This is a genomic window from Rhizobium sp. C4, assembly GCF_021026315.1.
Taxonomy (GTDB): Bacteria; Pseudomonadota; Alphaproteobacteria; order Rhizobiales; family Rhizobiaceae; genus Ensifer_A.
The window spans coordinates 103,018-123,461 of the sequence record NZ_JAJNCX010000011.1; the positions used below are offsets into that span (position 1 = coordinate 103,018).

Genomic DNA, 20,444 nt, shown 5'->3' on the forward strand with positions numbered 1-20,444 from the left:
AATTACGGCCCCGGCGGCCATGTCACCAGCTGGCGAGACCTGATGTCGGCGGCGATCGTGGTCCGCTCCATGCTGGGCGTCTCGCCCTCTGCCTATGAGGAGGCCTGCGGCATCCTCGGACCGGAAAACGCCGCCACCGTGATTGCCTGCATTCTCGAACGCGCCGGGCATATCAACTCGGCCGGCGGATACTTGCGCGATCTCTCGCGCCGGGCCGAACGCGGCGAGTTCTCGCTGGGACCGATGCTGATGGCGCAGATGCGGGGCCAGGTGGGGGAGAAGGCGAGGGCGGGTTGATGAATCTTTCGATCCGTTTGTTCTCCCTTTGCAGGGAGGCATCGGTGCGGGAAACGAAGTCAATGGGCTCCTCGACATGATGCTGCATATTTGTCAGCCTTGTTGCCTGAATCTTTCTGAACAAGGTTTTCCAGTCGCAGCGCGGCCGAAGTGAGCGATGAGCGAACGAAGCATGGCGGAGGAACCCCGCGCTTCCCACAGCGCCGTAGGGTTTTCCGGAGCCCTGTGGGAAACCTGGTCTGTCGTCTCAGGCGTCGTCCAGTAGATTGAGATATTGGCGCAGGGCCAATTCGACGATGGCGCTAGGTGAACGTTTTTGTCTCAGCGCCTCGAACTTCATGGCAAGTAGCACGTCATCCGATATCTTGACCTGCAGCCGCTCAAGCCTGGCAGAAGTCGGCTCTTCTCCCGCTTCTACCTCGGACGCTGGGTCATTGGAGATCGGCGAGACCATGGGTGGGGCCTTCGCGGTATTGTTTTCGTCCGTTTTGGCTTTGGACGTCACAATAGCGGTGTCGATCGTTTGCGTTCCAAGCGACTGATCGATCAGTGCATCGAGGTCGGCCAGATTACGATTGGATCTTGGGATAGTCGGAGCCTTGGTCATTACGCTTCTCTCTCCGTCTTGAGCAACTCACTGATGTCAGAGATCAGATTTACGATATTGGCGCGCGCCTTCTCGACTTGTTCTGCCTTGGAGGGGTCTTTTGCAATGGTCGCGAGCGAGCCCGCATTGTTTGAGAATTGCTCGTAGACTTTGCGCGAGCGGATGAAGGTGCTGAAGGCCGGCAGATTGTTTTTGCGTATGAGGTGGACGGCATCCTTGAACGCGATGGTGTTGACATCGATGCCATCGACGCGGGTCAGAACCAGACGTAAGGGCGCGCGCTTCAAATTGGCCTGCGCCCATTCGAATAGCTTTACGGTCTCGTTCATTTCCATGACATTGGCTTTCGACGGCACGATCGTCACGTCGCTGGCAACGATTGCGGCTATCAGCATCTTGTTCATGGAACCCTGAACATCGACGAGAACAATCTCCGCCGTGCTTTCCTGGAGGAGCGCCTTCAACTCTTCGGGCGTTGAAGCTCGACTGACGCTGATAGCGTCCAGCAATGTTCCTGCGTCCCGGCATCGCTTAGCCCATTGCGAGCAGGACTGCTGTTCGTCGGCGTCGATGATAAGGACGTTCGTGCCCGCATGCGCGAGCTCGGATGCAATGAGTAGGCAGAGGGTGGACTTGCCCGCGCCGCCTTTTGAGTTTGCAAACGAGATGATGGTCATAGGTGGCTGCTTTCTATTATGCACATATATGTGTTCATAATAGAAAGCCTGACGCATTGGAAAGCTGCAGCTTCGGTCCGTCAACAACATGTTCTTCGCAAAGCGCCTCACTTTTGGAAGTGAGGTTGCTGCACGCAGTGTCGAACTGCCTGCAGCAATCTCCTTCATACCGCAGCCTGGTGGGCACAGCACATTGCTTAGCAAAGTGATGTGCTTCGCGACGGCTTTGGCTGCGGTCGGTGTTTTGCTTCGTGGAGCAATGCGCTTAGCTCAGCACATTGCTTCAAGAAGTGGTGTTCGTACGGCAAGCGAAATACTTCATGAAGTACTATAAGTTATTGAAAATAATATATAAAATTGAATTATCTGGCTGGCAGGATAGCAGTCTTCGTGATACGAAAACTGCCAGTGCCCGAAGCGGGCGAAGAGGTCATTCCGGCAGTCGCAAAGAGCGACCGGAATGACCAGACGAAGACGCGAGAGGATCATGATGGCAGGCGGACGACCGAAGCTTTCGCTGAGGACCAAGCGTGACCGGGTAGTCCATGTGCGGCTTTCTGAAGGTGAGTTGAGCGCGCTGACGTCATTTGCGACCTCTCATAACCTGACGACGAGCGAGGTTTTGCGCAGGTTGGTGCGTCAGGCCTCGGGTTTCGGTCCGACATTCGACGGCGATGCCGCAAAGGGAATTCGTGCCAATGTCGTGCAATTGCGCAAGGCGGGCGTGAACCTGAACCAGATCACGCGCGCGCTGAACTCTGGCCGGGCCCCTGGTTATGCGGATCTGACTGGTGGCGTCGAACGTCTCGCGCGGATCGTCGCCGGCCAGATCGACATGCTGGAAGGGCTGTGCGCGAGGGCCCGTGAGCGGGCATCTCAGAAGGTCGTGCGGGATGTTTGACCGAGCGGGCTTTCTCACGCTGCTGGATGAGATGGAAGAGAAGCGCAGGATCTCATCCGTGCCGATCCTTCGGCAGCAGTCAGAGATCGGCTTGGTCGGATTGAAGTCGCGGCAAAAGCCCGGTCCGAAGCCACGTGGTGGAAAGCCGCTTAGTTCAGGCAAGCCGCAGACGGGCGGCAAGCCCTTTACTGGCCGGCCGCCAGTGGGAGCGCGGGACGACGAATGGCGTAAACGTCGTGGCGGCCCCGGGGGCGGCGGAGCGGGTGGGGCAGGGGGTGCACCTGGTCCGACGCTGGCACCCTCTACCAAGAACAAGAACGCGCGACCGTATTCTTCGCCAGCGTCATCAGGGGCGGGGCCGGCTTTTGGTATCACGCCGGCTGCCAAGGCTGCACGTTTGGCAATCGCTTCCGGTTCACAACCGGCTGTCGTCAAGCTCGTGAGCTTTGCGGCGGGGGGCTCGCGGATCGGTGCCTTGTTGACCTATCAGAGCCGCGGCGGAGAGGTGCCCGCGGAGGACGAGGCGGGCTTCACGCATCAGGGGAACGCGTGGGTGCAGGAGATCGCTGACCAGTGGAGTGCGGAGGATGGAAGGCAGCCGTCCAAGGATGTGATGCGGCTATCGATTGCCCTGCCGGCTGATACGTTTCCGTCTGAGGTGACTGTAAGCGCATCGCTCAAACAGGCCTTGCCCGGTCATCGCATGGCATGGCGGATCTCGGAGGCGGGTGAGATTGCGGAAGACGGACGCCGTTTCGTCGACGTCGTGGTCAGTACAGCGCATCGTTCTGTGGGCCACGAGAAAGCTGGACGGATTTACGATAACCGCAAATCTCGGGATGGGCTTGAACGGTCGCTCAAGACAGCGTTCGGTGAGGATGCCCATGTTGATGTTCAAGGCTTTGCCCATGGCGTTGAAGGCGTGGCGCGTTATCTCGGCCAGATTCGCAAAGGCGGCCGTCACGACTTACGGGCCGCTCGTCTGGAGAGCGACGGTTGCTTTGCCGGCGATGTGGTTCTTAGCGGACCCAAGGCAGCGATCGAGGAGGCGCGCGCGTGGAAACGCGATCTGCGCTCGCAGGAACGTCGCGATGTCGCTCATATCGTTCTGAGCGCCAAGCCGGGGACGCCGAAGGAGGCGTTCGTGTCGGCCTCGAGGGCGATGCTGGCGCGCGAGTTTGCCGGCCACCAATATGTCTTCGCGCTACATGAGGACCGCGACCATCTGCATGTTCATGCGGTCGTCAAGATGCGAGCGGAGACGGGAGAGCGGATGCATCCGGGTATCCGCGACTTCAAAAGGTGGCGCGAGACGCTGGCTGAGGAAGCCCGTCAACGTGACATTCCCATGGATGCAGTCAGCCGTTTCGAGCGCGCCAATCCACCTGGCTACAAGATGAAGGATATCCGGCGCGTCGAGCGCGGTGAGGCATCCGAGACTATTCGCCGCCGGGTGGCAGCCGTGCGTGATGGCGAGATCCATGTTCCGACGCGCGAAGAGGGAAGGCGGCGTGCAGAGGCAACGGTGCGTGCCTGGTCGGATATGTCGAGAACCGCCTTCTCGTCCGACCTTCCTCTGGAGCCATTGCAACGACCGGGGATGGTGAGGCTCTATCGTGCTGAGCGTTCTGGCCCCCGGTCGTCATCGGCGCCATTGTTCACGCTGGATCGTGCATCCGCTGCGCAGGTTGTTGTCCGTGACGGTGGCTCGCTGCGCTTTCTTGATATCCCCTCGACTGAGATTCACCAGCTTATCCCATCGCGAAAGCATCCCGGCACTGTGTTTGTCGTTCCCCGCGATATTGCCAGCCGAGCAGAATTCATCAGCCCCATTCTACCGGCCGAAATCATCCGCTTCACTGAGCACGCGGCATTGGCTGCCGGCATTGAGAAACAAAACCCCGAAATCACATTCGCTTGGAATCAAAAGGACAACGATATGGCAGACCTCCGCCTCATGAAATCCAGCTTCAAGGACATGGATGAGAGCCTCGAAGCGATTGCTTCGAACCTGCCCAAGCAGAAGGCCGAGGAGTTCAAGGCCCTCAGGGACAAGGTCAAGACCAATCAGCGCGTCATGCTGGAGGCCCAGGAAGAGATCGAGAAGAAGCGCGGCAAGATCGAGGGTGAGACCTTCGTCAAACCGCAGCCGGTCGAGTTGCAGAACTTCGTTGCCGAAGAGCGCGGCGAGACGATGCGATACAGCCACCGCAAGTCGGAGGGCCGTGTCGGCGCGGTCGCCTTCACCGATCATGGTGACAAGGTCGAGATCTCGAACTGGAATGACCGGGAAATCGTGCTGGCTGCCATGCAGGTCGCCTCAACAAAATGGGGCTCGCTGACCATCACCGGCACGGATCGCTACAAGGCGCTGGCGATTGAGCTGGCAGCAGAGCATGGATTCAAGATCACCAATCCGGAGCTTCAATCGGCCTTGAATGCGGCTCGCGACCATATTGCGTTGCGGCCGGATAAGGCGGGCATTGCAGCTGGGGTCTCCGATGAACGACTGGTGGATGTTCAGCCGGCGCCTCGAATTGCAAGCGAAACGCCGAAACCCTTGGAGAATGCTTCGCCGCTCAAGCCCATCGATGATGGCTTGAAGATAAGGCCGGCAGAGCGCGAGCGTGAGGCGATGCTCGCAGCGATGAGGCAGGCGGAGGCGAAGTGGGGCGCTATCGCTGTCAACGGGACAGCGAGTGACAAGGCTCTTGCGGTGGAACTTGCAGCCGAGCACGGCCTGACACTGACTAACCCGGAGCTTCAGGACAAGCTGGCGGAGGCGCGCTTGAAGGTCGAGGAGCGCCGCCAGAAACAGGCAGAACGAGAGAGCAAGCGTCTTGGCTTTGTCGAAGGTGCCGCTGATCAACCCGAGTTGCGCAGGACCGAGGCAGAAATCGAGATCGGGCTTGCAGCGGTGCGGGAGCGCACGGAGACTGAAGCGAGCAGGGAGGTGCGTCAGGCCACCAGGTCATCGGCGACGAATGAGCGTCCCTTCGACGGTGGTGGCGAGGATCATGCATACCGCACGAGTTCAGAAGCGGCTGCGGCCGTTCGCGCTGAGCGTTCGGTCGAGCAGAGCGTTGATAAGCCGATGGCTGCTGATATCAACCAGTCGCAGGAGATTGCGCAGCAGCGCCATGCGCAGGAGGAATTGTTGGCGGAGAGACAGGCGAACAAGGACGTCGAAGTGAAAAAGCAAGCGGAGCGGCAAAAGCCGAAGCAGCGTCAGTGACTGTTGATTCCATTCCAATGGTACCGTTCCAGGAAGAACGCGATGGCTTTATTGGCCACTTCTTAGACGAAACGTAACGGTTTCCGGCTGGTATGGGCGATTGTGATGATTTCCACTGCCTCCGACTTAAGTCGGTAATGAATACGGTAGGGTAAACCAGAGACAGTCAGCGCCCGGGTGGGTCCGCCGTCCCATTCCGGCGCAATCTCAGGGAAGTCAGCCAGCATTTCCGCACTCTGGCGGATGCGCAAAACGACCCCTAACGCGATATGCAGGTTTGCCTCAAGGGCGATATGAGCTTGAATTTCCCGCAACCTTCTGGCAGCGCGGGGTGAGACTATCAGCTTCATTCGAGACCGAGAGCCTGCCAGATCTCGGTCGCAGGGATACCCTTGCCAGCATCAAGTTCGGCAATGCCCGCCTCAATTTCCTCTGCAAGCCATTCAGAATAGCCGGGTTCCGGCTTTTCTTCGGCCTTTGCCGTTTTGGTCCAGCGTTCAATTTCGGTGCGTTTTTCGATGCGCATGGCGTTTTGCACTCCTTAAGTCAATATAGCTATAGTGCCGTGATCAGGCAAGGTTGCCGAGTTCTAAGAGGTTGAGCGGTCGGGGGCGGACCGTCGGCAGACCTCCTGGGGCAATGGCAAGCTCGGCGCGTGCGGATAACCTATGACCTATTCCATGAAATTCGATGTCACATTTTCACAGGCTGCCTTCTCAGCTCGTACCTTTTCCCAAACCCGAACCTGTTTTTGAAGCAGCGCCTTCAACTCCGGATATGCGACCGCCGTTTCCAATCGCTGAAAAGCTACATAGGTGAATGCCAAACCCGCGGTAACACCGGTTATGGCAGCGTATAGCGCCAGCGCCGGGATGTTTCCTTTGGTCAAGAACAACTGAATGCCGGAACGAATGACCGCTTTGCGCCTCCTTATCGGCCGCTCCTGAAAGCAACTAGTTGACCGTACACGGAAGTTCTGCGCGAACATATGGACTGAATGACGGGGGCGGCGGTTCGAGCCCCTTCAAGACGAGGCTATGACCGCTTTGCGCCTTCATTCCAGACGTAGGGGGCGGCGAGAAGTTGCGCTGAAAGCTGACGTTCAATTTGTTGCTATTGGTCAAGTTTGGCATTTCGCGTAAGAACCTGCTCCGCGAACTGCGTGGATGCTCGCGCCTTGGCGCTCGCCAGTCGTCCGTCGGAAAGACGGCCCAGAGAGGTGGATGGGCGGGAGCTCCTAATCTTCGAGGACGCGCAACTTCGCCGCATCATGACTTCTGGCAGAACATCCAACGTGAATTACCTGCGAGCCAGATGTCGGCCTTTACGGCCGTGCATATTCCGAAATGTCGAAAACAGGACCCATCGCGATCCTGGCGTCCTCTTCGTCATGCGTCACCAGGAGCACAGGAATATGCTGCTCCGCCGCTTGCATGAAGACGAAATCGCGAATGTCGTCGCGCATGGTGGCATCGAGTTTTGAGAACGGCTCATCAAGGAGGAGAGCCCTGGGTTCGGAAAGCAGTGTCCGTAACAGTGCCACACGGGCGCGCTGACCGCCGGAGAGACTTGCAGGATCCCGGCCGGCGAAACCGTCCAGTCCTGACCTCGAGAGGGCGGCTTCTATTCTCTGCATTCTTTCGCGCCTTCCTCTGACGGTGGCGCTCAGGCCGAAGTTGAGATTGCCGCCGACGGTCAAGTGCGGAAACAGCATATCGTCCTGAAAGAGAATGCCGATTTTCCGCAGTTCTGGCGGCAGGCCGGATATCTCGGTCTCGCCGCATATCGCAGTTCCGGAGCCACGCAATGGTGGTTCGAGATGCCCGGCAATGAATGCAAGGAGGGATGATTTTCCAGAACCACTCGGTCCCATGATCGTGGTGACGGAGCCTGCTTCGACTTTCAGGTTCAAGTCAGCGACGAGCCTGCGGCCGGTGTCTGCAATCGAGATCGAGACGTCCTTGAGTTCAAGTGCGGTCATGCGCGGGCTCCTGCCATGCCCTTCTTTTTTGCGAAGACGAACGCCGGCACGGTCCGGGCAATGATGTAGACGACAAGCGGTAAGAGTGCCTGCAGCGTGCCGAACACCCCGATGACCCGTCTGTCTCCGCCGCTCGACAACGCAACGGCTTCCGTCGTCAAAGTATCAATCCGTCCCTCGCCGATCACCAGCGTCGGCAAATATTGCGCGACACTGACGGCGAAGCCTATGGCAAAGGCGGTGAGCACGGGTCTCATCATGATAGGCAGTTTCACATGCAGCAATATCTGCTTCGGTGTATGGCCAAGCGACGCCGCAGCCCTCGCGAATCTGGGATCGAGCGCCAGCCAGGGGTCTGTGAGCGCGAGCATGATATAGGGAAAGACGAAGAGCATGTGCGACCAGGCGACAGCCGGCATTGTACCCGCTAAATCGGACTGCAGGAACGCCACATGCAGGCCGAAGATGAAAGCCGCCTGAGGCAGAATGAGCGGTAGATAGATGAAAATTGTCAGGGCACGCATGCCTTTGCGACCTGAACGATCAAGCGTTTCCAGAACGGCAATCGCTGCGACGAGGGAAGCAAGGCTTGAAGATACGGCAATCCATAGTGTCGCCATGAAGGCCGAACTCCAGTCGCCCATGGATCGAGACCAGATGGCGAGCGACCAGCTTTCGGGTAGAGCGAAGGGGAAATTCCACCGCCAGGTCATGGACCAGACGAGAAGGCCCACCAACGACAAACCGCCTGTGAGCAGCATAACCGACCCGAAAGCCGAATGTGCTTTGGCGACGAAATTCAGCCAATGATGGCGGGCTCCGCACGCGAGCAGCCAGGTCGAAGAAAAGACGATCACACGTTCCGCCAGCCACCACAGAAGGATTGCTCCGATCACCAGCGCCGTCAGGAAGACGGCAGAGGCTGAAGCGGTCAGAAGCATTTCGCTGTCTGCCGCAGAATACCACCGGAGCGTCTGAACCGCGATGGTCGGCGGCGTTCCCGGCCCAAGGATCACGGAGACATCGACGACCGAAAGCGAAAAGGCAAGAACGGCATAAACGGCGAGCCGAATCTGCGGGTAGATCTGCGGGAACACCACCAAGACCCAGGCTGCTCCAGGACCGTAGCCGAGCGAGCGAGCGCTCGCGCGATAGAATTGGTGCGGCAACTGGTTGAGTGCCGCGCCGATCACAAGAATGAGAAAGGGCGTTTCCTTCACCACAAGGCCGAAAATGAGGGCCAGCCCCGCTGCATCGTTGACTATCGTTACATCGGGCGGGACGGAGAGGCCACTCAGTTCAGGGCTGACCAGGCGAAACAGCCAGCCCGAAGGGGCAATCAGGAAAGCAAGGCCGATCGCGATGGCTGCATGCGGACTTGCAAGCAAAGGCGTCGCAAATAGACTGTCGAAACGCGTCCAACTCCGCACTCGCGGATGCGCATGAAACGCAATGGCCGCGACCAGCGCAAGAAAAGTGGCCGAAAAGCCGACGAAAACGGTCACGCCGACGCTCGTCCCGAAGCCTGGCGTCGAGAAGAGATTGCGCCAGGCATCGAGATTGACATTCGTCGCGCCGATCGCCGGAAGATATCCGAACGCCGGCAGCACTGTCTGCCAGAGCCCGGCGAGGATCGGCAACAGGAAGCCGCCGCACAGCAGCGCCGCAACGACGATGGCCTGCTTTTGAGTACCCCTCCGCTTCATTTCACATAGCGCTTGGCCCACGCTTCCGTCAGCCTTGTCATCCAGGACGGATGTGGCTCCAGCAGGGTCTTCCCGAGCGCGTCGTTGCCGGGCAGTGAGGCCGACTTGGGCAAGTCGTCAAACGCCTTTCGTTGTGCATCGTCCAGCTTCGACCAATCCAGAACCGAATAGCTGCCCAATACGCGGATGTCCTGCATATGAGCCTGCGTGGAGGGCGCAAGCAGGAAATTCGCCAACACTTCCGCCGCCTCCTTGTGCGCGGCATTGAAGGGGATGGCCACGAAGCTCACATTACCGATCGAGCCTCCGGACAGGGCATAGGTGCGAACGCTCTTCGGCAGTCTGCCGTCTTCGACCGCCGATGCGGCGCTTGCCGGATCGAATGACATGGAAATGTCGATCGCACCATCGCCCAGAAGCTGGTCCTGCACAGCCTCATTCGCAGGAAAGTCTGCGCCTCCATGCCAGAGATTCGGTTTCAGCAGGTCATACCAGCGCCAAAGGGGGGCAACGGCAGCGTCAAAATTTGCGTCCGTTGCTGGAGACTGCAAGATCTGCGGATCGGGCGTCAAGGCGATCAGAGCCTGCTTGAGGAAAGTGGCTCCCATGAAGTTGCTGACGGCGGGATGCGTAAAGCGACCGGGATGCGCCTTCGCCCAGTCGACAAACGCCTCAATGGTCTTTGGAGGGTCGGAGACCTTGGCGCTATCGTAGTTGAAGACGAATTTAGCAAGCCTCCAGGGCGATTCGTAGCCGTCCACCGGCACGGTGAAATCGACCACGTTTGCGGAGCCCGGCGTCAGATCGAGAAACCTTGCATTGGGCAGCGTCTGTGCGAAGGGACCGTAGAGAAGTCCCTTTTCCTTCATCGACAGGAAGTTCGGTCCGTTGATCCAGATCAGATCGACGGAGCCATTCTCGGTTTTGCCTGCCTGCTTTTCAGCAATCACGCGGTTCACCGCCTCAGCCGTATCGGAAAGCTTCACCTGCTTGACCTTCACGCCGTAGAGCTTTTCAGTCTCCTGACCTACCCAGGCGATAAAGGCGTTCGTCCGCTCATCCCCGCCCCAGGCATTCCAGTAGACCGTTTGGCCCTTCGCCTTTGCCAGCGTTGCGTTCCAGTCATCGGCCGCAAAGCCATGCTGCGCGGCCAAAGCGAGCGCTGCCGCAAGAAGGAGTGGTCGTTTCATGAAGGCTCCCTTAGAGAATTTTGATCTTCCCGTGTTGGTCGAGTGCCGGCTGCGTTCCTTACATTCTTTTCCGGCTCTTTCTCAGAAAAGACGACCCAGCCCTGCCGCCAGCGCGTCACGGTCGTCACCATGCAGATCGCCGCGTAGCTCCAGGCGATCGCGGCAAAATGGTCGGGCCAGATGCACATGGCCGCAAAGGCAGCAATTGTCTCCGCACCTTCGGCCAGGCCTCCGAGATAATAGATGCCCTTCTGGGGATAGGCATCCGCCGAAATGCCGCGTTTCGCGGCGATCGTGGCAAAGGCCAGGAAGCTTGATCCGGTGCCCATGAAAGCGGCGACAAGTGCGCTCGCCGCCAAGGCATTCTGCTCCGGATTGGCAAGCGCGAAGCCGAATGGAATGGTCGCGTAGAAAAAGAAGTCAAAGGCTATGTCGATATAGGCCCCGCGATCCGTCGGCCCTGACGTCCGCGCGACCGCGCCATCCAGCCCGTCGAAGATCCGATTGATCAGGATGACAGCCAGCGCGGCACCGTAATGACCGAAGGCTAGCAGCGGCGCGGCGGCAAGCCCCACGAGGAAGCCGACCACCGTGATATTGTCTGCGGAAACCCGCGATCTTACGAGCAGGTTTGCAAGCGGTTGCAGGAACCTCTTCTGGGTTGGCAGGATGTAGCTATCGATCATGACGAAGCGCCCCGCATGAAACGATGATAGATGTCCAATATGGCCAACAGCCGCCGGGACACATGCGCCCGCCGCCATTCGCCGGCCACCATCTTGTTCGCTTCCGCGAATGTCGGATAGGCGTGTATGGTTCCGAGGATCTTGTTGAGGCCGAGGCCGTGCTTCATCGCCAACACGAATTCCGCGATGATATCGCCGGCATGCTCGCCGACAATCGTCACGCCGAGGATCCGGTCGTGGCCCGGCGCGGTCAGAACCTTGATGAAACCGTGTCCCGCGCTCTCGGCGATGGCGCGATCAAGATCGTCGATGGCGAAACGGGTGACCTCGTAAGCGATGCCCTGTTGCCGGGCCTCCTGTTCATTGATCCCGACGCGAGCAACCTCGGGATCGGTAAAGGTCGTCCAGGGGATTACTCTATAATCCGCCTTGAACCTCTTGAAGGTACCGAAGAGCGCGTTAACCGTCGCAAACCACGCCTGATGCGCAGCGGTATGGGTAAACTGGTAAGGGCCCGCGACATCGCCCGCCGCCAGAATATTGGGCAGGATCGTTTCCAGATAGGCGTTGGTCGTGACAGTGCGCTCGGTGGGGATGGCAAGCTCTTCGAGACCAAATCCCGTCAAGCGCGCGCTGCGTCCGACCGCGCAGACGAGTTCATCGAAGGGGATATGCATCTCCCGCTTTCCGTCGCTTACAAGGATGTGTTTCTGGTCGCCATCCCTGCCGCAGGCTAGCGCCTTGTGCGATGTCAGAACCCGAACGCCGTCTGCCTCAAGCGCGTTGCGGACATAGTCGGAGACGTCCGAATCCTCCCGCACCAGAAGGCGATCGGCCATCTCGATCTGGGTCACCTCAGAACCAAGTCGCGCAAAGCTTTGCGCAAGCTCGCAACCGATGGGTCCGCCGCCAAGGACGACGAGCCGCCTCGGCGGTTCGCTCAAATTCGCAAATCGGTCCCAAAGCGTATCGGAGGTGACATAGCCCGAATCCTCTATGCCAGGCAGCGGCGGCACGAAGGGGCGCGCTCCTGTGGCTATGATAATCGAACGGGTGGTCAAATGCCGATCGGTTCCATCGGCCAGTCGAACGGAGACGGTCCAGGGGTCCTTGATGCGCGCATAGCCCGAAAGGACCTCGACGCCGAGACCTTCATATCGCTCGACGCTGTCATGCGGTGCAATTTGCGCGATGACATCTCGAATGCGCTGCATGACCGAAGGAAATGAAAAATGCGGTTCCGAGCCTGAAAGCCCGAACCGGTCGGCCTTGCGTATCTGTGCGGCGAGCTTCGCGCTCCTGATGAGCGCCTTGGACGGTACGCAGCCGTAGTTCAGACAATCGCCGCCCATCTTGTTGGCTTCGACCAGCGTCACCTTTGCCTTCACAGCCGCCGCAATATACGCGCTGACGAGTCCTGCCGAACCTGCACCAATGACGATGAGGTTGCGGTCAAATCGCTTCGGGCGGGACCAGCGCGCGTAGACGTTTTTCCGTCTTTGCCAATCAACGAAGATCTTCGCAAACCACGGAAAAAGGCCGATCAGGACGAAGGATCCGATCAAAGCGGGCGAGAGAATTCCTTTAAGACTATCGATCTTTGCGATCTGTGTTCCCGCATTCACAAAGACCGCCGTCGCGGCCAACATTCCCACCTGACTGACCCAGTAGAAGGTCTTGGCCTTGATCGGCGTCAGGCCCATTGTGAGGTTGACCAGAAAGAACGGAACGATTGGCAGCAACCGCAGCGTGAACAGATAGAAGGCCCCGTCCTTCCGGAAACCCTCATTGATCGCGACAAGACGGTTCGAAAAGCGCTCCTGCACCGCATCGCGGAGCAAGAGCCGGGCGGCGAGAAAGGCGAGCGTCGCACCGAGGCTCGACGCAAATGAGACAAGCGCAAGCCCCTTCCAGAAACCGAAAAGCGCGCCTGCTGCCAAAGTCGCGACGGTCGCGAGGGGTACGGAAAGCGAGGCAATCACCACATACAAGACGAAAAAGACAAGCGCCGAACCTATCGGGCGGGCCGTTACCCATTCGGTCAATGGCTGAAGGTTTGCCTTCAAGTCGCCAATGTCGGGAAGAGCATGGCCCGCTAGAGCATAGACAGCCAGCAGAACAACGGCCAGCACGATGAAAACCAGCGCTCGTTTCAAGAGCCAAACTCCTATTTTTGTTCGGTTACTTGGCCATTTGTCGGCGCATCTGAGCCTTTCTTACAGTCACCGCTCGCTGTCCGTTTCGGAAGGCCTGGAGAGGTCGTCCGGAACGGAACAGTAATGCCTCGACAATTGGCGCAGATCCGCGGCCTGACGCGAAAAGCGACGGCAGGCGGGACACATGGCAAGATGCGTTCCCAGCCGCATCCGCTCCACGAGCGTCAGCTTCCGGTCCAGGGAATCCGAAGCAAGCTTCGTCGCGCTCCAGCAGTTCAGCATGCCCGCTTCTCCCCTTGGAACCAGTGTTTCTCGAGACAATTGCGCAGCCGAAGCCGCGCGCGGTGAAGAAGCACGTTGAGGTTAGAGACAGAAACGCCTGCATCAACGCATATGTCCGCAGTCGCCATGTCCATGAACTCCCGCATCATGAAGACCTTGCCCTGCTGCGCGGGAAGATGATTGAGGCATGCATCGAAGACACGCCAGAAATCGCGCCCAAGGACGTTATCCTCGGGAGTACCCCAATCGGTCGGCCTGTTTTGCGCCTTCCATATGCCGCGCCTGTCGAACAGGGTATCCACATCATCTGCCTCGCCATCGAACGAGACCAAGGGCGCAAGCTGGGCAAGCTTCTGTCTCTGTCTGATCGTGTCGATGATCTTGTTTTTAAGGATGGCAAAGACCCAGGTCTTGATGGCAGCCTGACCGGCAAAGGTCGAAACGTTCTTGAGCGCTCCGGCCAAGGCCTCCTGAACGGCATCCTCCGCAACAACAGGATCAGAGAGTTGCAGGATCGCAAATTTGAGCATTTGCCCTCGCAGTTCCCTTAGGAACTCTGGATTATCGAAGGCAGGTTCCGGCTTCGTCATTATTGCCCCGTGCGGATGAGATGAAAAGGATTGGCTGGCAAGGTGTCACAGAAACCTAGTCGCGTCGTTCAAGTTCTCGTGAAAGCGCGAGACCTGCGCCATGGTGAGCGGTATGTTCCTGCGGAATCGACCTTCCCCTTTACCTCGATCGGCGCTCCCGTAAATGTGATCATACTTTGAGGCGATTGATGAAGTTTCGATCGATGCGGTCCTTCCAACGCCATGCCCATCTTCCCTCAGCGCTCAGCGCACCCCAGGAGGCGATTGCAGTTCCGGGTCCGCTCGCCAGAATGTAGAGGGATCTCTTCCTCGGGAAGTAGGGTTGCAGGCTTTCGCCTTTTGATGCCGCGATCAGGTTTCGTGCCAGCACGGGTCCGGCGCGAACTGCGTGAACGCCCGATTTCTCCATGGTCACATCCGTTCTTGCCGCGACATCGCCCACCGCAAACACGTTGGGATGGGAAGCACTCCTGTGCGCGGCGTCGACCAGAACAAAACCGTGTTCATCGAGCGACAGCCTGGACAGTTCGAGCCATGAAGCGGGGCGGGCACCCGTCGCGGCAATCACATAGTCGGCGTCCAAGGTTTGGCCATTCGATAGGTGCACACCATTCGCGCTGCCGGCCGCGCGCTCCTGGATGACCATGATCCCGCTTCGAGCGAGCGCATGTGTGGCCAGCCTGCGTGCTCTCGCACCATGGCTGGAAAGGACGCTGGAGCGGCCGGCAATAAGGAAAACCTCTGCCGTGACTGAAGCTGAGTCGAGCGCCCGTTTCGTTGCGAGCGCCAGTTCGACCCCGGCCGCGCCGCCGCCGACAACGACGAGGCGAACCTGTGCTTCGGCCTTCGCGCGGTCAAGCAGTTGATGCCACTGAGCCACGAAGCCATCAATCGGCTTGGGGAGCAGAAGCTTGTCTGAAAGGCTGGCAAGCCATCCAGCATTGATCTCGCTACCGATGTCGAGAGACATCAAATCATAACCCAAATCCCGTCCGTCAGCAAAGCACACCATGTTGCGATCGGCATCGATGGCAGCGACAGGCTCAAGGATCAGTCGAACACCCGCCTTCGCGGCAAGGGGCCGGATATCGATCCTGCAGTCATCTTCTGCATAGCGGCCTGATATCAGCCCCGGCAACATTCCCGAATAATACTGCCAAGGCGAAGGCGTCGCCATTACGACCTCAAGATCATCGCGGCGCTTCTTCGCAAGCTCCTCCATGACAATCAGATGAGCATGTCCACCACCCACCAGAAAAATCCGCGTCATGGTTCGCTCGATGGCTCTGTCAGATCAGCCACGCTGCCAACCGCAGCTAAACCAAAAACTCGAATGACATTTCTCCTGGAATATTCCATCGCCATGGTGCCGTAGCTCTTAAACAGGTGAACTTACCAACGCTAGTCGTCCGCAAACGCCAAATCTTACACCCTTTCCTGACGCGCTGCGCCGGGCAGACACAATCCACTGCCCGCCAGTCGTCAAAACAGAAATAATTTCCGGCTCAGACCGTGCCGACGATTTGCAATCGGCCCCGCCATGGAGCAAAAACCGTTCATTCTCCCTCTGGCCAATGTGGCCGTAGGAGAACTAAAATGGGTATCTCACAATATGATCCTGCTGCACTGGGTAAACCGGCTTGGAACGCAGGAAAGCAAGTTGGCGTCAAGAAGCCCCTGAAACAACGCCAGATTTGGGCAGTCCGCTTCTACCTCGACCGAGAAGGAAGGATGAGAGATCGTGCGCTTTTCGATCTTGCGATCGACAGTAAGCTCCGCGGCTGCGATCTGGTAAAACTCAAAATCGGGACCCTCGTCACTGGCCATGAAATCCGAACTCGAGCGATAGTCGTCCAGCAGAAGACCGGCCGGCCGGTGCAGTTCGAAATTACGACTGAGGTCCGAGCCAGTCTGCTTGCTTGGCTTCAACGAAGGGGAGGAACAGTCGACGACTATGCCTTTCCCAGTCGTGTCGACCATACCGATCATCTTAGCACTCGACAGTATGCCAGACTGGTGGATGAATGGGTGACAGCGATTGGGCTGCGTCGGGAGGACTATGGCACGCATTCCCTTCGACGAACAAAGGCTGCCATGATTTACAAAGCCACCGGCAACCTCCGAGCGATCCAGATCCTGCTTGGCCATACCAAGATCGAGAACACAGTGAGGTATCTCGGCGTCGACATTGAGGATGCCTTGGAACTCGCCGAACGAACCGAAATCTGAATTATTCCGTTGGCGATGATATATGTCCGCTTCTGTGCTTCATCCGTCAGAAGCGGACAGTCCCCTCACGGCCCCTTATCGGCCATACAGCGGCGCAAATCTTGCTCGAGTCGCGACATCAATCCGACCAATGCTTTTGAGCAACTGAAGCGTTACTCCACATCCTTTCGACTATTAAAAGCTAACACCAGGGTCGCGGCGGCGTCTCGTACGGTCGTGCTTGGTGGCTATCCATCATCATCTTCCCTAAGTCCCGCCCACCAGCCGTCACGAACGCGATGGATCGCGCATCCTTTCGTCCTGCCACGCGCGCCAGGACGAAAGTTCGACCTTCAAACAAAGCCACCAACTGACGTTTCGCCGATTGGGCGGCGACCACTTCTGCCGCGCATGGGGCATGAACATCAGCTGCATCGATATTGGCGATGGTGACTAACTCGTGGTGTTGCCCCAATCGGTCCATGGAGAACGTGTCGCCGCTCCAGATCCGAAGCGTCACGAGCTCACATGCTGTGTCTTCGCAGTATCGGGCCCGCACGGTTGCAGGCATGTTCTGGGGTGCATTCTTCGCTTCCAAACTGGCCTTGGCCGCGTTCAGCAGGTCGGCTGCCCAGGTGGAGGCGCCCACTCCCACCGCAATTGCGGCAACTGTGATGGCGGTGGCAACTCTGCCCATTTTGTGTCTCGACCTCGTCAGTCCCATGGGATCACCGCCATCAGGTTCGTGTCGCTTTGTCCCGGGAAGCGGCCAAGATTGGCGTGGAACTTCCCGTATCCCGTCGTAATCGTCATCTGATAGTATTGCCCGCCCGTGGACTGGCTTTCCTTCAGCCAGAGCCCGCCGATTTCGACGGTCCTGCCGCGAGGCGATTTTGCGTAGAGCCTGAACTGCGGCGCTTTCGGATTATCGCTGACGAAGCGCTGGCCAAGGATGTCGACGTCATAGGAAATGGAGGCGATATTTCCGGTGAGCCCCATCTGGTCGCCGTCGAATTCGATGAAGTTTGATATGTCGTTTCTGTTCACGCGCCATTACTCCGTGATGTCTGGCTGTTGATTAGTCGCGTCTAGGGTAGGAGGACCCACGTCTTCGTTGTCCGCCTGGATCGCGTCTGGAAGTTGGTCGTCGTCCAGAATGGCGGCGGCGGTGGAAAGCTTCAGCCGCGCCACTGCGGCGTCAATCGCCCGCGATCTGTCGTTGATCGGCTCTGCATTGGGGGATGCCTGAGTCTCCTTCGTTACCATTTCAGTAATCTCGTCAATCACGCCCGACAGCTGCGCATGGCCGATCTCCAGCTGATTGCTTTCCGCAGCAACATCGGAATGAGCAGGAAGGACATCGACTGGATCGCTGGCAAAGGTGCCGTTGCCCTCAGACTGTACGAAGCCTTGAACGAAGGACCATGTGAACGCGGCGACGTGAGCATTCATCGCGTCTGCAATTCTTGCCCATCTGGCTGCTGTGACGACCTCGCGAAGTCGCCACACCGCCTCCATGGCTGCCTTTCGTTCGCGCCGGCCCTTTCGGTCGAAGCGTACCGACGTGCCACGGAGGCCCCCAAGAGTTTCAGGTGCTGTTCGCAACCGAAACAGAAGGTCGGCAATGGCCTGGTCATCGATCGCGTTCATGGCGTTGCGGAACTGGTGTATGAACCGTGTCGTGTCCGCAAAAACCTCCATAGCGGCGGCCAGAATTTCAAAGTCGTGATCAGTGCTCGAATTGCTCGTGCCCGTGATGTTGGCATCATTGTCGAATTGCCGCTGAGCATCGGATCCCGCTTTGTACGAGTTGAGCGATGCTGCGGGCGCTTCGAACAACGGCCATTCTGGCTGGATGGCTAGGTCCGGAATGGCCAGATGTCGCGTAAAACTCTCGACCTCGCGGCGTCTTTGAAGGAAGCGGCTATCGGTATAGAAGTTCAACTTGTTCAGGATCGCGCCGTAGCCGCTGCGAACCTGCAGGATGGTCTTTGTATCATCGAGGCGCTGAATGGCTCCCGGATCCATGAGGGGGACGAGTTCGAAGCGACCTGTGGAGGCCCTCTTTCCGGCGAGAAGACTTGTCTGCTTCCCCCAGCCTTCGCGCTCCTCATATTTCCGGCCGAGATTATCGGAGACGATCCTGGCGGTTGCGTCGTCGCCAACTGCGATACATAGCTTGATATCCATATTGCCGAGCAGCGCGTCGCGCGTCTTTTGGCCATAGCGCTCGTCGATCTGTGGAATGTTTTGCGCGACAAGTGCGATCGTGAGGCCATAGCCGGCAACCAGTGGCGCGCGCTTGATGATTTCGGGCAATCGTTCGAACTGATAGAATTCATCGAGCATCATCAGAATTTTGTGCGGTTCGTCCTTGCCCGGAAGGCTTCGTAACATGACGTCATGAATTTGCTGGATGAGTAGGCGGATGATCGGTTCAACCGTCCCGAAATCTGAAACGGGAGCCGCGATAAACAGCGAGAAAGGTGCACGCCGCAGGTCGCGAATATCGAAGTCACTCTGAGCGCAGGCCTCAGCGATCAGGAGATTGTTGAATGGCGCAAGGGCCGTGACAATGTGCCCTTCGAAGCTTGGGCGTTGTTCCTCGTCGCGTCCAAGATGCTGGCGGAAGCTACCGAGGATGAAGTCGTTCAACTCTGGTTCGGTATCGATGATCTCGGTGAGCACATCCGAAAAAGAACGTCCCGTCGAGAACATCCGCAAGACCGAGCGAAAGTTGCGTCGGCCCTCCATCGACTTGGCTTCCATGACATAGCCTAGAACGCCGGCAAGCAGCCCGCGCGCGGTCTGTTTCCAGTAACCATCTTCCCTCTCACCGATGGGGAGGAGGGAAGCAGACAGGTTGATCAAGTCGGTGGATCGCTCAGGCCATCCACGCACGAAATCCAGAGGGTTCCAGCGGTGCGTTTTCACAGATCCCGGTGCGAAGACGAAACACGTCTGGCCCATGGCAAGGCGGGCTGCACCCGTGTTCAGGTAGTTTTCGAGCTTGACGTCCAGAACGACCACCGACCCCTCATATTCGAGGAGGTTGGTCATCACGAACCCACGGCCCTTGCCGGCGCGTGATGGTCCGTTGACGAAGAAATGGCTGTCACCGCTATAGCGGACATCAACCGTTTGTCGGCCCTTGCCGAATGTCCCGAGCAGAACTGATTTTCCCGGATGCCCATCGATGAGGCCGGCCTTCTTCAGATCTTCAAGTGTCGCAAAGCGTGAACCGTCCGATGGTGGACGAACCTCCCAGGGCCGAATGATGGCGAGCGCTACCGCACCGGCGACAACCGCTGCTTCGGCAAAGGTTGCGGTTGTTGCTGCTTTCACCAGCCTCATGACCGACGGGTTATCGATATAGGTGCTGGCTTGCCTGATCGGCATGAAAATCTCGCCGCCCGAAAAGCCCTTCCACATGGTCGAGCTCTTCAAGATCACAAAGGACGCAACGCTATAATTGAGCGACCAGGCGTAAATGGTCGCGCCAACAGCTGCGATGGGTCCCACGGTAGAAAGGGCGATCTTTTCGAAGCGCTTCATTGAACGCCGCCCGAGCAACATTGTATCTTTTTAGAATACAACGCCTTGACATTTGTATTCTCTTGAGATACGTTCGCACGATGATCAAGACGTCTAAAGACAAGCGGCTGGATGCGGTGCGCGCTGGTAAAGCGCCCAAGGGATTTCCAGCCGATATTGTTTCGCGAGCGCAACGTCGGCTCGCCCAACTTGACGCCGCATCGACGCTGGACGACTTGCGCGTTCCGCCGTCCAATAACCTTGAGTCTCTTCAGGGTGATCGTAAAGGGCAATACAGCATACGCATCAACGGGCAATGGCGGATTTGCTTTGAATGGAAAGACGGCGATGCGTTTGAGGTCGAGATCGTCGACTATCATTGAAGGAGTAGAAC

20 protein-coding genes are annotated in these 20,444 nt (G+C 58.2%); 5 read left to right on the forward strand and 15 right to left on the reverse strand.

What is annotated here, in order from left to right; all coding sequences use genetic code 11:
* Nucleotides 1–297 (forward strand): replication initiation protein RepC (gene repC, locus LQK84_RS18280; RefSeq protein ID WP_269072174.1); only part of this gene is annotated, 297 nt, incomplete at its 5' end.
* A 247-nt stretch (nucleotides 298–544) separates the two neighbouring features.
* On the opposite strand, the gene LQK84_RS18285 is transcribed toward repC, so the two are convergent.
* On the reverse strand, nucleotides 545–904 hold the full coding sequence (locus LQK84_RS18285) for a CopG family transcriptional regulator (RefSeq protein ID WP_230830172.1): 360 nt from the start codon (nucleotides 902–904) through the stop codon (nucleotides 545–547).
* Nucleotides 904–1,581: a ParA family protein gene (locus tag LQK84_RS18290; RefSeq protein WP_230830173.1), complete on the reverse strand. Its 678-nt coding sequence runs from the start codon at nucleotides 1,579–1,581 to the stop codon at nucleotides 904–906. Before LQK84_RS18290 ends, LQK84_RS18285 begins: the two co-directional genes overlap by 1 nt.
* Before the next feature lie 487 nt (nucleotides 1,582–2,068).
* Here LQK84_RS18290 and mobC point away from each other — a divergent pair, with 487 nt between their 5' ends.
* The gene (mobC, locus tag LQK84_RS18295; RefSeq protein WP_230830174.1) at nucleotides 2,069–2,482 is read left to right on the forward strand and encodes a plasmid mobilization relaxosome protein MobC; all 414 of its coding nucleotides are present in this window, start codon (nucleotides 2,069–2,071) and stop codon (nucleotides 2,480–2,482) included.
* Nucleotides 2,475–5,717: an LPD7 domain-containing protein gene (locus LQK84_RS18300; protein ID WP_230830175.1), complete on the forward strand. Its 3,243-nt coding sequence runs from the start codon at nucleotides 2,475–2,477 to the stop codon at nucleotides 5,715–5,717. The genes mobC and LQK84_RS18300 overlap by 8 nt, the downstream gene beginning before the upstream one ends.
* 62 nt (nucleotides 5,718–5,779) lie before the next feature.
* On the opposite strand, the gene LQK84_RS18305 is transcribed toward LQK84_RS18300, so the two are convergent.
* The 10 genes from LQK84_RS18305 to LQK84_RS18350 form a co-directional block, all read right to left on the reverse strand.
* The gene (locus tag LQK84_RS18305; RefSeq protein WP_230830176.1) at nucleotides 5,780–6,067 is read right to left on the reverse strand and encodes a type II toxin-antitoxin system RelE/ParE family toxin; all 288 of its coding nucleotides are present in this window, start codon (nucleotides 6,065–6,067) and stop codon (nucleotides 5,780–5,782) included.
* Nucleotides 6,064–6,243 (reverse strand): hypothetical protein, encoded by a 180-nt coding sequence (locus tag LQK84_RS18310; RefSeq protein ID WP_230830177.1) that lies wholly within the window; start codon nucleotides 6,241–6,243, stop codon nucleotides 6,064–6,066. The genes LQK84_RS18305 and LQK84_RS18310 overlap by 4 nt, the downstream gene beginning before the upstream one ends.
* Before the next feature lie 798 nt (nucleotides 6,244–7,041).
* Nucleotides 7,042–7,698, reverse strand: a complete 657-nt coding sequence (locus LQK84_RS18315; RefSeq protein WP_230830178.1) for an ATP-binding cassette domain-containing protein — start codon at nucleotides 7,696–7,698, stop codon at nucleotides 7,042–7,044.
* Complete coding sequence (locus LQK84_RS25260; protein WP_230830179.1) at nucleotides 7,695–9,425, reverse strand: ABC transporter permease; 1,731 nt, start codon at nucleotides 9,423–9,425, stop codon at nucleotides 7,695–7,697. Before LQK84_RS25260 ends, LQK84_RS18315 begins: the two co-directional genes overlap by 4 nt.
* The gene (locus tag LQK84_RS18325) at nucleotides 9,401–10,594 is read right to left on the reverse strand and encodes an ABC transporter substrate-binding protein (protein ID WP_230830180.1); all 1,194 of its coding nucleotides are present in this window, start codon (nucleotides 10,592–10,594) and stop codon (nucleotides 9,401–9,403) included. Before LQK84_RS18325 ends, LQK84_RS25260 begins: the two co-directional genes overlap by 25 nt.
* Entirely contained in the window at nucleotides 10,591–11,280 is a 690-nt protein-coding gene (locus tag LQK84_RS18330; protein WP_230830181.1) for a CDP-alcohol phosphatidyltransferase family protein, read from the reverse strand. Before LQK84_RS18330 ends, LQK84_RS18325 begins: the two co-directional genes overlap by 4 nt.
* Nucleotides 11,277–13,436 (reverse strand): FAD-dependent oxidoreductase, encoded by a 2,160-nt coding sequence (locus tag LQK84_RS18335; protein WP_230830182.1) that lies wholly within the window; start codon nucleotides 13,434–13,436, stop codon nucleotides 11,277–11,279. Before LQK84_RS18335 ends, LQK84_RS18330 begins: the two co-directional genes overlap by 4 nt.
* A gap of 66 nt (nucleotides 13,437–13,502) precedes the next feature.
* The gene (locus LQK84_RS18340) at nucleotides 13,503–13,718 is read right to left on the reverse strand and encodes a zf-HC2 domain-containing protein (RefSeq protein ID WP_230830183.1); all 216 of its coding nucleotides are present in this window, start codon (nucleotides 13,716–13,718) and stop codon (nucleotides 13,503–13,505) included.
* Nucleotides 13,712–14,308 carry a sigma-70 family RNA polymerase sigma factor gene (locus LQK84_RS18345; protein WP_230830184.1) on the reverse strand — a complete coding sequence of 199 codons (597 nt, stop codon included), beginning with the start codon at nucleotides 14,306–14,308 and terminating at the stop codon, nucleotides 13,712–13,714. Before LQK84_RS18345 ends, LQK84_RS18340 begins: the two co-directional genes overlap by 7 nt.
* 169 nt (nucleotides 14,309–14,477) lie before the next feature.
* Nucleotides 14,478–15,578 (reverse strand): FAD-dependent oxidoreductase, encoded by a 1,101-nt coding sequence (locus LQK84_RS18350; RefSeq protein WP_230830185.1) that lies wholly within the window; start codon nucleotides 15,576–15,578, stop codon nucleotides 14,478–14,480.
* A 326-nt stretch (nucleotides 15,579–15,904) separates the two neighbouring features.
* Here LQK84_RS18350 and LQK84_RS18355 point away from each other — a divergent pair, with 326 nt between their 5' ends.
* Nucleotides 15,905–16,537 carry a tyrosine-type recombinase/integrase gene (locus tag LQK84_RS18355; RefSeq protein ID WP_230830186.1) on the forward strand — a complete coding sequence of 211 codons (633 nt, stop codon included), beginning with the start codon at nucleotides 15,905–15,907 and terminating at the stop codon, nucleotides 16,535–16,537.
* 181 nt (nucleotides 16,538–16,718) lie between these two features.
* Here LQK84_RS18355 and LQK84_RS18360 read toward each other — a convergent pair whose 3' ends face one another.
* The 3 genes from LQK84_RS18360 to LQK84_RS18370 are packed head-to-tail and all read right to left on the reverse strand — an operon-like array spanning nucleotide 16,719 to nucleotide 20,071.
* A complete protein-coding gene (locus LQK84_RS18360; RefSeq protein WP_230830187.1) occupies nucleotides 16,719–17,213 on the reverse strand; it encodes a thermonuclease family protein in 495 nt (164 codons plus the stop codon).
* A gap of 17 nt (nucleotides 17,214–17,230) precedes the next feature.
* Nucleotides 17,231–17,563 (reverse strand): DUF736 family protein, encoded by a 333-nt coding sequence (locus tag LQK84_RS18365; protein WP_330166422.1) that lies wholly within the window; start codon nucleotides 17,561–17,563, stop codon nucleotides 17,231–17,233.
* Between the two features lie 6 nt (nucleotides 17,564–17,569).
* A complete protein-coding gene (locus tag LQK84_RS18370) occupies nucleotides 17,570–20,071 on the reverse strand; it encodes a type IV secretory system conjugative DNA transfer family protein (protein ID WP_230830188.1) in 2,502 nt (833 codons plus the stop codon).
* 80 nt (nucleotides 20,072–20,151) lie between these two features.
* Between LQK84_RS18370 and LQK84_RS18375 the strand changes: the two genes are divergently transcribed.
* Nucleotides 20,152–20,433 carry a type II toxin-antitoxin system RelE/ParE family toxin gene (locus LQK84_RS18375; RefSeq protein WP_230830189.1) on the forward strand — a complete coding sequence of 94 codons (282 nt, stop codon included), beginning with the start codon at nucleotides 20,152–20,154 and terminating at the stop codon, nucleotides 20,431–20,433.
* Nucleotides 20,434–20,444: the final 11 nt, after the last annotated feature.

Coding starts and splice junctions, on each gene's coding strand:
- LQK84_RS18285 (WP_230830172.1), bottom strand. CDS start 904: ATGACCAAGGCTCCGACTATCCCAAGATCCAATCGTAATCTGGCCGAC.
- LQK84_RS18290 (WP_230830173.1), bottom strand. CDS start 1,581: ATGACCATCATCTCGTTTGCAAACTCAAAAGGCGGCGCGGGCAAGTCC.
- mobC (WP_230830174.1), top strand. CDS start 2,069: ATGATGGCAGGCGGACGACCGAAGCTTTCGCTGAGGACCAAGCGTGAC.
- LQK84_RS18300 (WP_230830175.1), top strand. CDS start 2,475: ATGTTTGACCGAGCGGGCTTTCTCACGCTGCTGGATGAGATGGAAGAG.
- LQK84_RS18305 (WP_230830176.1), bottom strand. CDS start 6,067: ATGAAGCTGATAGTCTCACCCCGCGCTGCCAGAAGGTTGCGGGAAATT.
- LQK84_RS18310 (WP_230830177.1), bottom strand. CDS start 6,243: ATGCGCATCGAAAAACGCACCGAAATTGAACGCTGGACCAAAACGGCA.
- LQK84_RS18315 (WP_230830178.1), bottom strand. CDS start 7,698: ATGACCGCACTTGAACTCAAGGACGTCTCGATCTCGATTGCAGACACC.
- LQK84_RS18325 (WP_230830180.1), bottom strand. CDS start 10,594: ATGAAACGACCACTCCTTCTTGCGGCAGCGCTCGCTTTGGCCGCGCAG.
- LQK84_RS18330 (WP_230830181.1), bottom strand. CDS start 11,280: ATGATCGATAGCTACATCCTGCCAACCCAGAAGAGGTTCCTGCAACCG.
- LQK84_RS18340 (WP_230830183.1), bottom strand. CDS start 13,718: ATGCTGAACTGCTGGAGCGCGACGAAGCTTGCTTCGGATTCCCTGGAC.
- LQK84_RS18345 (WP_230830184.1), bottom strand. CDS start 14,308: ATGACGAAGCCGGAACCTGCCTTCGATAATCCAGAGTTCCTAAGGGAA.
- LQK84_RS18350 (WP_230830185.1), bottom strand. CDS start 15,578: ATGACGCGGATTTTTCTGGTGGGTGGTGGACATGCTCATCTGATTGTC.
- LQK84_RS18355 (WP_230830186.1), top strand. CDS start 15,905: ATGGGTATCTCACAATATGATCCTGCTGCACTGGGTAAACCGGCTTGG.
- LQK84_RS18360 (WP_230830187.1), bottom strand. CDS start 17,213: ATGGGCAGAGTTGCCACCGCCATCACAGTTGCCGCAATTGCGGTGGGA.
- LQK84_RS18370 (WP_230830188.1), bottom strand. CDS start 20,071: ATGAAGCGCTTCGAAAAGATCGCCCTTTCTACCGTGGGACCCATCGCA.
- LQK84_RS18375 (WP_230830189.1), top strand. CDS start 20,152: ATGATCAAGACGTCTAAAGACAAGCGGCTGGATGCGGTGCGCGCTGGT.